We start from the raw sequence: 13,322 nt of genomic DNA on the forward strand, positions 1-13,322 counted from the left end.
AAGTATTTATGAGAGTATCTGGATATCTAAGCCAGAAGGGTGACTTGCTGGCTTAAGTACTATAGTCAGATATAATATGTTTAGTGGGTATAGTAAATTGCCGATAATTTGCAGCTTGTTTCATATTCATGGATAAAAGCTTGGGATCTCCAAGCTCCAAAATATCATCCGGAGTTGTTGGATTTATTCCCAAAGATTTAATGATTTCAGCACCAATTGCTCTGGCTAATGGCGGCGGAACTGAATTTCCCACCTGCCTTGCACCATGCCATTTTGTGCTATGAAAACGAAACCAATCGGGAAACCCTTGTAATCTCGCCATTTCACGTACAGTAATACAGCGAGGACTACTGTAATGAATAGGTCTGGGGGAAGTATGTGATCCATGAGCTGAGTCAGTTCCCGCTCTTAAAGTATTGGATAATCCGTTTTTCGGCAACTTGAAAAAGCGTGATATAGGCTCTTTCTTTCCCGGTTCTGTAGTTTGGAATCTAGTACGTGAGATTTGCGAATGATTAGTTCTGAGGCTTGAAGTCAAAAGAAACGGATTCCAATTTCTTCGATAGCCAAAGTGCCAACTACTATCGTCTAAACATCTCATCTCTCGCCCGTAATTACTCGGAGCGCCCCATTTGCTCGTTTCCACGCAATCACTATATAGTAATTCCTCAAAGTCTTCAGCCTCCGGCAAATCTTTCAGAGCATCCCAACATGACGGCGCGATCGCAGACGCCGCCGGATACTCTGGCAATGAAAGATTTTTCTTTGCCCCTATGAGAAATAGTCGCTCTCTATTTTGTGGTACGCCGTAATAAGCCGCATTCAGGACTTGCCAAGGCAAACGGATTTGATAGTTATGTTCACTAAAAGTCTCGATTATTTCATTTAAAAAACTTTTATGTTTGCCAATTGTCAAACCTTTAACGTTCTCAAAAACAAAATATAAAGGCTGTAGCTCTAAAACTATTCTGATAAAATCTTTTACTAAGAAATTTCTAGGATCATCAAGCATTAGACGACCCATATTAGAAAACCCTTGGCAGGGCGATCCACCAAATACAACGTCTATTTCCTGACTACCAATAGCAGAACAGTTTCTAATATCTTCACCTGTCGTATCTTTGATGCTCTTACACAAAATAGACCAATAAGGAAAATTGAACATGTGGGTTGCACAATGGATTGGGTCTAACTCAACAGCACAAAGCACGTCAAAGCCCGCTTGTTCAAAGCCAAGGGACATCCCACCCGCACCTGCGAATAAATCTACACCTATAGGTCTTTGTTTGCTAGCCATCCAATTTACAAGAAAGCAGAGAGCAGAAGGCAGAGGAGGCGTGGGTTCGCCACCTGTGGGCGAACAAGGAGCGCTGTGGCAGAAGGAAATATTTAGTCTCGATGATTTGCTTGATTACTCTTGGTATGGTCTAGTTTACCCGCAACTTGTTTGAAAATGATCCTAGTGGTTGGTTGTTGATTTTTGGTTGTTAGTGGTTAGTGGTTAGTAGTTAGTGGTTAGTGGTTAGTGGTTAGTGGTTAGTTTGTTAATATTTAGTCCTCACATTCCTCACACTCCCCACACTCCACCCTTACGGGAAGCCGCTACGCGTCTACACACTCCCCACACTCCCCACCTCAAATCTATTTTCCCTGTGTCTCAGCAGAAAACGGTGTATACTTTCCTCCTAATGCTTCTACAATAGTCCGTGTATTTGCCACCATCATTTTGATATAAGAATCACCCTCACTTCCATTAGCACCTATGGAATCAGAATAGAGTTGACGTGGTGCTAACTTCACTCCTGCTTCTTGTGCTACTGTCTGGATTAAATTTGGGTTAATTGTCGTTTCCGCAAAAATCGCTGGAACACCAATTTTTTTGATTGACTCTACTAGTTGCTTGACAGTTTGGGCGCTGGGCTGTTCTTCAGTGCTAATACCTATCAGCGTACCTGCGATCGCAATTTGATAAGCACGTCCGTAATATTGAAATGCATCGTGGGTGGTTATAAGTTTGCGTTGATTTGGAGGGATCGTTTGAATTTGCTGGCTAATCCAACTATCTAATTGTTGTAATTCTGTAGTTAGTTGCTGTGCATTCTGGGTAAATTCGGCTTTGTCCTCGGGTGATAACTCAATTAAGGCATCGCGAATTGCATTTACCATCGCGATCGCGTTTTTCACATCACCCCAAACATGCGGATCTGGTACTACTTCACCCTTACCTTTGTCTAGCTGTAATGGTTTGACTACTTCCCCCACCGCTAACTTCCGCGCCTTTGTGCCAGCAGCATTCATTAACCTAATGAGTCCAGGTTCTAAGTTATACCCGTTATACAAAATTAAGTCTGCTTCTTCTAACAATCTACTATCTTGTGGTCTAGGTTCGTAGACATGGGGATCTGTACCCGGTTGGAGAATTCCCGTTAATTGAATTTCATCTCCTCCAACTTCCTCAGCCATATCAGCAATAATTGTGCTGGTTGCCACAACTTGCGGCTTGTCATCCGCCCTTGAGTTGGAATTTGGTGGCGTACAGCCGAATAAAACAAGCGGTAAAAGTATCACTAGACAAGCATTTTGGCAGATTTGCCGACCCAGGGAACAAATGGATAATGGCGACAAGCAAAATATTTTTCTCCCTTGTCCCCCATGTCTTTCTTCTGCTTCTATTCCTTTGCCTATCGTATTAACTTTACTTATGTCAAACATTATTCCTAGCTATAGATATTTTCATTTTCTTTTCATTTTTATAGTAAGCTGAAGTAAGAATTATAAAAACACAATTATGGAAATGCTATTTTTACACCCAACCCAACCGCAAGAGAAACAAGTAGAAATACTTAGTAAAGAGACAAAAGTTATTGAAAATAATGCTAGTGATGCCATTTCCATTGCTCATTTAAGCGTGTATTATCGAGCAGTGGAAGCCCTCAGAGATATAAATTGCCTCATCAAACCAGGACAACTCACGGGTATTTTTGGTCCTAATGGTGCTGGTAAAAGTACGTTGATGAAAGCAATGTTGGGATTAGTCCCCAGTAGCGGCAAAATACTGTATAAAGGTAAACCCTTAATGCAGCAACTAGATCAAGTCGCCTACGTACCCCAGCGCAGTCAAATTGATTGGACTTATCCCGCTACTGTTTGGGATGTAGTGATGATGGGAAGGGTGAAAAAAACAGGCTGGTTACGTGGTTTTAGTACGGTGAGCCGTCAAGTAGCAAAAACTGCACTAGAACGAGTAGGCATGAGTGAATACCGTAATCGCCCCATCGGACAGCTTTCTGGTGGACAGCAACAACGAGTGTTTTTAGCACGTGCTTTAACACAGGAAGCAGAAATTTTTTGCTTTGACGAACCTTTTGTAGGTATCGATCAGAAAACTCAGTCAGTGATTTTTGAAGTCTTCCGTGAACTCACCACCGCTGGCAAAATAGTTCTTGTTGTCAATCATGACTTAGGTGAGTCAATCTCTCATTTTGATGAATTGATTTTATTAAATCGGGAATTAATCGCTATGGGCTCTCGACAACAGGTGTTAACCCAAGAAAACTTGTCTCGCGCCTACGGTGGTAATGTAATCTTTTGGAAAGAGGCAGCTTAAAAATTATGAATTATGAATTTTGAATTAATGCAAGCGTTGATTGAGCCTTTACAATATGGCTTTATGCAGCGATCGCTGATTATCGCCATTTTGGTTGGGATGTTATGTGCAGTTGTGGGTAGCTACTTGATGGTACAACGCCTGGCTTTGCTGGGTGATGCAATCAGCCACTCTGTTTTACCTGGACTCGCGATCGCATTTTTGTTAGGTGCTAACATCTTTATCGGGGCTTTTATTGCAGGTGTTTTGAGTACAGTATGCATCGCCTGGATTAGGATGCGATCGCCTATCAAAGAAGATGCCGCCATGGGAATAGTATTCTCGGCATTTTTTGCCCTGGGTGTAACTTTAATTACTGTTATTCAAAAAGAAAATAAAATTGACCTCAATCATTTTCTTTTTGGTAATATTCTGGGCGTAACTATACTGGATGTAAGGGATACAGCTATTATTGCAGCCATAGTATTTATAGTTGTTTTTTTACTCTACAAAGAACTGCTATTTTACACCTTTGATCCTTTAGGCGCACAAGCAGCAGGGTTACCAGTGAATCGCCTCAATTTTGGACTCATGCTGTTGATTGCTTTAACAATAGTCGCTAGTATGAAAGCCGTTGGTGTTATCTTAGTATTATCACTATTAATTACACCAGGAGCTACTGCCTATTTATTAGTGCAACGCCTACACGAAGTCATGATATTAGGCGCAGTGATTGGGGTTATTTCTAGTATCAGTGGCATGTATTTAAGTTACTTTTATAATTTACCTTCTGGTCCTGCGATCGTTTTAGTGGTATCGGGATTATTCGTCTTAGCTTTATTATTTAGTCCTCAACATGGTGTTTTCAATTATAGACATTTAAAAAATCAAGAGTGAGAATTAATATACACAAATACACAGCAATGATTTATCCGTGTTCATCTGTGTTCATCTGTGTTCGTTATTTAGAAGTTTTTTGTTGTGGTTTCAAATTATTTCGACGGTCCAGTATTTTTTTTGTAAGGGCGAACACCGATGCACACTGATGCACACTGATGGTTCATCTGTGTTCGTTATTTAGAAGTTTTTTGTCTGGCTAGGATTTATTTCGATGAATTCATATAAAAATGCGAAATTTGAATTCATGAATACGCTAAGCTGACAACAGCAACATTAATCTCAAAAAACAATGGTAAACATTCCCTCAATTCTTGCCCTAGACTTTGATGGTGTAATTTGTGATGGGTTAATTGAATATTTTGAGGTAGCATGGCGTACTTATTGCCAAGTGTGGTTTCCTAGTCACGAAACGCCACCAGATGGTTTAGCTTCTCAATTTTACCGACTCAGACCCGTAATTGAAACAGGTTGGGAAATGCCTATTTTAGTTAAAGCCTTGTTAGAGGGAATTACAGAAGCAGAAATTCTCCAAGATTGGCACAGTATTAACCAGAAAATTTTGCTAGCAGATCATCTGAATGCCAGAGAAATTAGCATAAAATTAGATAAATTACGCGATGAATGGATTGCTACAGATTTAGAAGGTTGGTTGAGTTTGCATCGATTTTATTCAGGTGTAATTGACAAACTTAAAGCTACTATTACCACTACAACCAAACTATATATTATCTCCACGAAAGAAGGACGTTTTGTTCAGCAATTATTGCACCAAGAAGGGATAGAATTAGGATCAAAAGAAATTTTTGGTAAAGAAGTAAGACGTCCTAAATACGAAATTTTACGAGAATTAATTCAATTACACAAAGTACCACAAGAAACAGTCTGGTTTGTGGAAGACAGATTAAAAACATTGCAACTAGTAGACCAACAATTAGACCTCAAGGAGGTAAAACTTTTCCTCGCAGATTGGGGTTATAATACTCCCTTAGAAAAAACTACAACCCAAAATGATCCACGTATTCAGCTATTATCACTTTCCAAATTTGGGCAAGATTTTTCCAAATGGTTAGTAGAATAAATTTTGTGCAAGGATTTTGCTAGCTATTCAATTTTATTGGCGCACTAATCAGCTACTAACTTGCACTATTTTCTTAATTTGTGCAAAATGTTTTATTATATAACGGACAATCTTGCGAGTACAAAGAAAAGAAAAAACAAGTCTTTCAGACTGACGAAAACCACAAATGTTTTGTAGAAAAACATAAATCGCTTTTCTACTTTTCTTCTTAAAGTCTGGGTAGGTGATTAAAACTTCTTCGATTAACTTAAAGTATAGTTTGAAGTAGTTATGCTTCAAAGCTACTCTAGACATATTCAAATAGCATTGAGCTATAGCATAACGATATTTATCGTCAAGTTTATTCAACTTCAAGAGCTTATTTTCTGCCTTTTTTAAAACTATAGAGTGGTTTTGAATCCAGCGGTTTGGGGAGGAACTAGAGACTGTGACATAGCCATAGCGTCTGTAAACTGAATAGCAACCTGGTTGATATAGGACTTTAGCACCATTAATGACAACTGATAAGAAAAAATCTCTATCTTGTGCAGCTGCTAATTCTTCATCCCAGCCACCACTTTTTTCTACAGCTGTTCTTCTATAGAGTAAAGAAGCAAGAGCAGTCCACCAATCTACTAGTAGAGATTCAAGAATGTCTGCTTGTTCTCCCGGAATCTCTATTTTGTCTAAATAATTTGTTCCGTCGGGTAAATGATGCTTGTATCTCCAATCGCCATAAACAACATCCACCCCTGTTGTTTCTAAAAAGCGTACTTGCCTTTCGATTTTTTCAGGTAAGATGTAGTCGTCTGCATCCAAGAACTGAATATATTCTCCCTTTGATAAAGCAAAGCTGAAATTTCTGGCGTGATTTCCTCCTTGATGGGAGCAATTTTTCCAGATAATTTTGTCACCATAACTTTTGAGAATTTCCAAAGAGTTATCAGTTGAACCATCATCAATGACAATAATTTCAATATTAGGATAAGTTTGTTGCAAGCAGCTATCTATGGTCTCTGCTAACCATCTAGCGGCATTAAAGCAGGGTATAATTACCGAAACAAGCTTTGACATTTTTGTTATCCTCTAAAGTTTGAAAAAAATAAGTGAGGTCATGACGATGGAAATGGCAGTTATTTTTTCCTATCTGTCTGAATCTGACTTGTTTGATTTTTCTTGATCATCGGAACTATTTTTTCTCAACGAACATTATTTCTGATATTTTTACAATTTTTTTTTCAAAAAAGTAGAGAGTTTAGATTTTTTAAAATAAAAATAATTTACTACTGTCGATAGAGCAAATAAGAATAAAATCATGTTATTTACCTCGTGATAAAAGTTTCTGTATCCTGAAAATAGTGAACCGAATCGCTTTCTACGATTCGGCTGACGATGGGATTTGATTGCTGGACTACTGAATTATGAACTTGCTCTTGTTTGTTGATTCAACAAATCATCAACAAACCAAAAATTCTTGTTGTAACCGCTTTTGAAAAGCTTCCATACCAAAATTAGCGATCGCCATTTCTCGTAACCACTCACCATTACAACGTTGATCTTCGCCTTTGAGGATTTCAATACAAGCCGCAGCTACAGCATCAGGATCGCGGTGTGGGACTCGCCATCCGAGTTTACCATCCTGCAATGGTTCGGCTGAACCATCAGCATCACCAGATAGCACGGGTACACCACAAGCCATTGCTTCTAAATAAACAATACCAAACCCTTCCTGAGAAGGCATAATGTAGGCATCAGCGAGGCGGTAGTGTTCCACGAGTTCTTCTGTGGGTACAAAACCAGCAAACACAACGCGATCGCTCACTCCCAAATCTTGTGCTAACTTGGCCAGACGGGGTTGATCATCACCACGACCTATTACTAAATATTTCACTTGTGGAAAAACTTGAGCAATTTTTGGTAGGGCTTGAATTGTAATATCTACACCTTTGTAAATATCACCAGACCACAACCGCGCTACAGTCATTAATACTTTCGCTCCTTGTAAACTATAGCGCTCTATTAAATTAGCTGCTTTGTCTCCAGGTGTGAGGCGATCGCCATCTACAGCACAGGGTAAAATTTTGACGCGATCAGGATTAAGATGATTGGCTCTACAAGCAACTTCACGAGTATAGCGGCTGATTGTCCAAACTTGTGCTGCTTTTTGCAGACTAGATTGCATCGACTTTGGTAATGGTTGCCAAACTTCCTTACCATAAGTGATCACAGTATAAGGAATTCCCAGAAATTGACACAGCATCCCTACCAAAGGTGCTAGCTTGATATGACCACAAAAAACATGCTGGGGTCGGTGGCGGATAAGATGAGTGAGTAATGCGATCGTGATTTTTGCTCGTCCTAATTGGGGAGACGAAGATTTAAAATAATGAAACTGGCAACGATCAGATGCAAAAGGATTTGTGCAACCAGGAGCATCGCGTAATATAAATATATGTGCATTTATTGGTTTTGTTAATGCCAAATAAGCTTGAAAAATATCCTTGACATAAGACTGAATCCCACCTTCACAGGAAAAAATTTCCAAAAATACGAAAGCGTGATTAATAGGGGTATTTATTGATTGGCTTAAATCTAAATTTTCTTGATTTTGAGAAGTTAGCATTTTTGTTAATGTTGTGATTACTAATAAATAGCAGGGTTAAGTTATATTATGTCCGCCCATACCGGTAATGAGTAATTGGGGTACTACCTATATAGTTGCGATGGTTAAAGACCACTCGCAAAATATTTCTTTGTAACTACTTTTTGATAAGTTTATATACAAATGATTTACATAAGTGTTATTACTTAAACTTATAGCAATTCTTAAAAGTGTAGAGAGGTGTCACTGCACGTCTCTACAATACATAGTTCGTAGTAAGCACTTAAGTACTTACTACAAGCTAAGAACATTTGTGTTTTCTGCTGAAGAACTTCCAGATCACCCTTGAGAGTGAAAACCAGTACACTCCAACATACCATCTGAAACTTTGCACAGCCAATTTTTAGATATGGTCATCACTAGCATATGCGATCGCAAAATTCAGACTTGGAATTGTGTTTACCTCACTGATTTTTCCATAAATACGTTAAATCGATAGATAATTAGTATTTAGCTATAATCAAGAATCTTTTCATGGGTGGGGGTAAAAATCAAGTGCTTATATCAGACTATTAAATCAGTGAACAGGCTATAGGCTATAGGCAATAGGGAACAGGAAAGAAGTACAGTGGGTAGTGGTTGCTGGAGGGAATCTTACCTAAGTGATAAAACTGATAACTGATAACTGATAACTGTAATAGAAGGAGATTACAAAATTAATGTTGATGCGTAAATGGTATAAATGGAGTTTACTGCTATTGGCAACTCTTCCTCTAATTTTGTCAATAAGTGCTTGTAGTAGTAGATCGGCAGTAAGTAATAGCCGCTTAGATACAATCAAAAATCGTGGCAAACTGATTTGTGGAGTCAGTGGACAATTGCCAGGATTTAGCTATGTCAAAGCCAATGGCGAATATGCAGGATTGGATGTAGATATTTGTCGAGCGATCGCAGCTGCTATCTTTGACGATCCGAAAAAAGTCGAATATCGCAATTTAAACGCCAAAGAACGCTTTACCGCCGTACAAACAGGCGAAGTAGATATCCTCAGCCGTAACACCAGCTGGACTATCAGCCGTGATACCTCTGTGGGTTTAGAATTTGCACCAGTGGTGTTTTATGACGGTCAAGGCATAATGGTGCGTAAAAATAGCAACATTAAAAAGCTAGAGGATCTCAAAGACAAATCCATCTGCACCCAAACAGGAACCACGAATGAACAGAACCTTAGCGACCAAATGCGGCAAAAAGGGATTACTTACAAACCATTAGTTTTTGAGGATGTAAATACTACCTACGCAACCTATGAACAAGGTCGCTGTGAAGCTATCACCTCCGACCGTTCCCAGCTAGTTTCTCGGCGCAGCACCTTCTCAAAACCTGATGAGCATGTAGTGTTGGATGTAGTACTTTCCAAAGAGCCTTTGACACCCGCCGTCGCCAATGGAGATTCTAAATGGTTCGATGTCGTTAAATGGACTGTGTATGGTTTGATAAATGCAGAAGAATTAGGTGTAAATTCACAAAATGTTAGTCAATTAACCAATAGTAGCAATCCAGAAATCAAACGGCTTTTAGGAACAGAAGGAGATTTGGGAAAAGGAGCAGGTCTTTCCAATGATTTTGTTGCCAGAATTATTAAACATGTGGGAAATTATGGTGAAATTTACGAACGTAATTTAGGGAAAAATTCAGAGTTAAAACTAGATAGAGGACTAAATAAACTCTGGAATCAAGGTGGAATTCTTTATGCTCCGCCATTTCGGTAACTTATGAGATAGGGAGATGGGGGGTGTGAGGAGTGTGGGGAGTGTGGGGAGTGTGGGGAGTGTGGGGAGTGTGGGGAGNTGTGGGGAGTAAATATTAAAAAACTAACTACTAACTACTAACTACTAACTACTAACTACTAACCAATGTAGAGACGCGCCATGGCGCGTCTCTACAATCAACAACAAACAACCACTAACTTATCTGTGTATCCTGCGGGAAGCCTATGAGCGCGTCTACGATTTCTCAAACATAATCTTTGTCATAACTGCAACCCACATCAAGCATTAATCCAAAATCGAATGACTCCTATTTGGTATAATAGAAAGTTTTGGGGTATTGTCATCCAGTTAGGTGCTGTTTTTATCGCAGTTGCGATCGCACTACAGTTATGGATAAACCTGACAGATAATTTACAGCGACTCGGTATTCAATTGGGATTTGATTTTCTCAATTCCCAAGCGTCTTTTGATATCAGTGAAACTCCTGTTGCCTATCAGGCTTCTGACCCCTATCGTCGTGCTTTATTAGTAGGTCTACTTAACTCTCTACGGGTGATAATTTTCGGGATTATCTTCGCTACAGTTGTTGGTATTACTGTAGGAATAGCACGGCTATCTGATAATTGGTTAGTAAGGAAACTAGCTTTAATTTATGTGGAAATTCTCCGTAACACACCTTTGCTACTACAGTTGTTTTTCTGGTATTTTGCGATATTTTTAAGTTTGCCAAAATCAGAAAACACAAACTCATTTTTAGGGTTAATTCAAGTTACTAATCGCGGAATTATTTTGCCTTTTGGTGTTCAATTTTCTCCAGAATTATCAACATTAGCTCTTGGATTAACTTTGTATACAGGAGCTTTTATTGCCGAAATTATTAGAGCTGGGATTTTATCAGTTCCAAAAGGACAATGGGAAGCTGCAAAAGCATTGGGTTTTAAATCAGGATTAGTATTGCGTTTAGTTATTTTTCCCCAGGCTTTACGGCTAATTGTTCCACCATTAACAAGTCAATATCTCAATTTAGCCAAAAACTCAAGTTTAGCTATAGCGATTGGTTATCCTGATATTTATTTTGTAGCTTCCACTACTTTTAATCAAACTGGTAGGGCTGTAGAGGTGATGCTGCTAATTATGATTACCTATTTAACCATCAGTTTAGTTATTTCATTCATGATGAATTTGTTGAACCAGACTGTGCAGCTTAAGGAAAAATAAGCAGATGGCAAATCAAAATATTCGTAAATGGGTGAGAAAGAATCTTTTTAATAGCTGGTACAACAGTCTTTTGACAGTAGTTTGTATTTGGCTGCTAATTTCGGCAATTACAAATATTATTAACTGGATATTTAACCAAGCCCAATGGTCAGTGATTAAAGCTAATTTATCTTTATTTTTAGTGGGTCGCTATCCTGTGGAACTTTACTGGCGACTATGGTTAGTACTGGCTATTATTTTGAGTCTTTCTTTGGTGTCATGGGCAATTTTTACACAGCGTCTTTCCAGTCGTTTTAATACTTTTTTACCTATAGCATGGGCGCTATCTTTTCCAGTAGTTTTGTGGTTAATCGGGGGTGGTGTAGGATTACAACCTGTAGATACTAATTTATGGAATGGCTTACTGCTGACTCTCGTCACTGCTGTCATCAGCATAGTACTTTCCTTTCCTTTAGGTGTTCTCTTAGCATTAGGGCGTCAGAGTAAATTATTTGTCATCAAAAATTTTTCTATTCTTTATATTGAAATTGTGCGGGGATTGCCACTGATTGGCATTTTATTTTTAGCTCAGGTAATGCTACCGTTATTTTTACCAATAGAATTTCGATTAGATCGAGTTCTTAGAGGTATTGCGGGTTTAACTCTTTTTAGTGCTGCCTATTTAGCAGAAAATGTGCGTGGAGGATTACAATCAATTCCTCAAGGTCAATATGAAGCAGCAAAAGCCTTGGCATTGAATACTCCCTTGATGATGTTACTTATTATTTTGCCGCAAGCTTTAAGAGCAGTGATTCCGGCTTTGGTCGGACAATTTATCGGTTTGTTTAAAGATACTTCCCTATTATCAATTGTGGGATTATTAGAGTTAACAGGTATTTCCCGTTCAATTCTGGCACAACCACAGTTTCTGAATCGTTATGCTGAAGTTTATTTATTTGTTGGTTTGCTTTATTGGGTATTTTGTTATGCAATGTCCTTAGCTTCTAGACGATTAGAAAAGCAGTTGGGAATTGGGAAAAGGTGAAAGAAGGCAATTCCAATGAAAAATTTTTCATCACCAGCTATGAAAAACCTTACCCTCTCTCCTTAGTAAGGAGAGGGGCAAGGGGTGAGGTTACTTTCAAGTCAGAAGGCAAAAAGGCTTTAATAAAGAAGGTTTAAATTTTCAGCATCTTACTATTTAATTGTATCCACCTACTTATGTAAAAGATGAATATACAAGAGCCAATTATTGTTGCCCAAGATGTACATAAATGGTATGGCAAATTTCACGTTTTGCAGGGTGTCAGCCTGACAGTAAACCGAGGAGAGGTAGTAGTAATTATGGGTCCTTCCGGTTCTGGAAAATCGACTTTTATTCGCACTTTTAACGCCTTAGAAGACTATCAAAAAGGAAGTATAGAAATAGATGGAATTGCTTTAACAGATGATTTACGTAACATTGAGGCAATTCGGCGGGAAGTAGGGATGGTGTTTCAGCAGTTCAACTTATTTCCGCATCTGACAGTGCTACAAAATATTACTTTAGCGCCAATTTGGGTACGTAAGCGATCGCGCATCAAAGCTGAAGAAGCGGCGATGCAGTTATTAGAGCGAGTGGGAATCTTGGAACAAGCACATAAATATCCAGGACAACTTTCGGGAGGACAGCAGCAACGGGTAGCGATCGCCCGGGCTTTGGCAATGCAACCCAAAGTTATGCTGTTCGATGAACCAACCTCTGCTCTCGACCCAGAAATGGTACGTGAAGTGTTGGATGTCATCAAGACTCTTGCTGCGGATGGAATGACGATGGTAGTTGTCACTCACGAAGTCGGGTTTGCCAGGGAGGTAGCTGACCGAGTTATTCTCATGGATGGAGGTGTAATTGTAGAAGTAGCCACACCCTCAGAGTTTTTTCAAAATCCCCAGCAGGAACGTACCCGCAAGTTTTTATCCCAAATTCTTTAATCTCAAGTCCGGCTAATTGCTTATGATATAAAGCTGAGTCACAAAGCTGATCGCGTTAGGGATCTGACTATAGTTCAAAATGAAATAGGCTCCCGGTGCTAGAGTGAGAATGCCAAATAGTATCCAGGATCATAAGGCGATTGCAACAATTAAAAACCGATTTTGCATATAAGCATATTACTCTAGCTTTGACATTTCCCATCGCGATCGCATCCTGTTCACTGGGATTTGGGGGTATGA

The 13,322-nt window shown here is 39.1% G+C and carries 11 protein-coding genes; 7 read left to right on the top strand and 4 right to left on the bottom strand.

Going from position 1 to position 13,322, the window contains the following annotated elements; all coding sequences use genetic code 11:
- Positions 1–52: 52 nt before the first annotated feature.
- Both NIES592_RS03240 and NIES592_RS03245 read right to left on the bottom strand, forming a co-directional pair.
- Positions 53–1,297, bottom strand: coding sequence for a DNA cytosine methyltransferase (locus tag NIES592_RS03240; protein WP_073554891.1), 1,245 nt, complete (start codon positions 1,295–1,297; stop codon positions 53–55).
- A gap of 344 nt (positions 1,298–1,641) precedes the next feature.
- Positions 1,642–2,712, bottom strand: coding sequence for a metal ABC transporter substrate-binding protein (locus NIES592_RS03245; protein WP_073554892.1), 1,071 nt, complete (start codon positions 2,710–2,712; stop codon positions 1,642–1,644).
- 76 nt (positions 2,713–2,788) lie between these two features.
- Between NIES592_RS03245 and NIES592_RS03250 the strand changes: the two genes are divergently transcribed.
- The 3 genes from NIES592_RS03250 to NIES592_RS03260 all read left to right on the top strand — a co-directional run bounded on the left by NIES592_RS03250 (position 2,789) and on the right by NIES592_RS03260 (position 5,564).
- Positions 2,789–3,607 (top strand): metal ABC transporter ATP-binding protein, encoded by an 819-nt coding sequence (locus NIES592_RS03250; RefSeq protein ID WP_073554893.1) that lies wholly within the window; start codon positions 2,789–2,791, stop codon positions 3,605–3,607.
- A gap of 12 nt (positions 3,608–3,619) precedes the next feature.
- Entirely contained in the window at positions 3,620–4,483 is an 864-nt protein-coding gene (locus tag NIES592_RS03255; RefSeq protein ID WP_062248681.1) for a metal ABC transporter permease, read from the top strand.
- A 292-nt stretch (positions 4,484–4,775) separates the two neighbouring features.
- Complete coding sequence (locus tag NIES592_RS03260) at positions 4,776–5,564, top strand: HAD family hydrolase (protein WP_062248679.1); 789 nt, start codon at positions 4,776–4,778, stop codon at positions 5,562–5,564.
- Positions 5,565–5,612: 48 nt separating this feature from the next.
- Here the strand turns inward: NIES592_RS03260 and NIES592_RS03265 are convergent, their stop codons facing one another.
- Together NIES592_RS03265 and NIES592_RS03270 are read right to left on the bottom strand one after the other, a co-directional pair.
- A complete protein-coding gene (locus tag NIES592_RS03265; RefSeq protein WP_073554894.1) occupies positions 5,613–6,617 on the bottom strand; it encodes a glycosyltransferase family 2 protein in 1,005 nt (334 codons plus the stop codon).
- A 382-nt stretch (positions 6,618–6,999) separates the two neighbouring features.
- Complete coding sequence (locus NIES592_RS03270) at positions 7,000–8,166, bottom strand: glycosyltransferase family 4 protein (RefSeq protein ID WP_073554895.1); 1,167 nt, start codon at positions 8,164–8,166, stop codon at positions 7,000–7,002.
- 698 nt (positions 8,167–8,864) lie between these two features.
- Between NIES592_RS03270 and NIES592_RS03275 the strand changes: the two genes are divergently transcribed.
- The 4 genes from NIES592_RS03275 (at position 8,865) to NIES592_RS03290 (ending at position 13,082) form a co-directional block, all read left to right on the top strand.
- Positions 8,865–9,914, top strand: coding sequence for an amino acid ABC transporter substrate-binding protein (locus tag NIES592_RS03275; RefSeq protein WP_073554896.1), 1,050 nt, complete (start codon positions 8,865–8,867; stop codon positions 9,912–9,914).
- Between the two features lie 300 nt (positions 9,915–10,214).
- The gene (locus NIES592_RS03280; protein ID WP_073554897.1) at positions 10,215–11,132 is read left to right on the top strand and encodes an amino acid ABC transporter permease; all 918 of its coding nucleotides are present in this window, start codon (positions 10,215–10,217) and stop codon (positions 11,130–11,132) included.
- A gap of 4 nt (positions 11,133–11,136) precedes the next feature.
- On the top strand, positions 11,137–12,156 hold the full coding sequence (locus tag NIES592_RS03285) for an amino acid ABC transporter permease (protein ID WP_073554898.1): 1,020 nt from the start codon (positions 11,137–11,139) through the stop codon (positions 12,154–12,156).
- Positions 12,157–12,341: 185 nt separating this feature from the next.
- Positions 12,342–13,082, top strand: coding sequence for an amino acid ABC transporter ATP-binding protein (locus NIES592_RS03290; RefSeq protein WP_009756641.1), 741 nt, complete (start codon positions 12,342–12,344; stop codon positions 13,080–13,082).
- Positions 13,083–13,322 lie beyond the last annotated feature (240 nt).

It is taken from the genome of Fischerella major NIES-592 (assembly GCF_001904645.1).
In the GTDB taxonomy this organism is placed as follows: domain Bacteria; phylum Cyanobacteriota; class Cyanobacteriia; order Cyanobacteriales; family Nostocaceae; genus Fischerella; species Fischerella thermalis.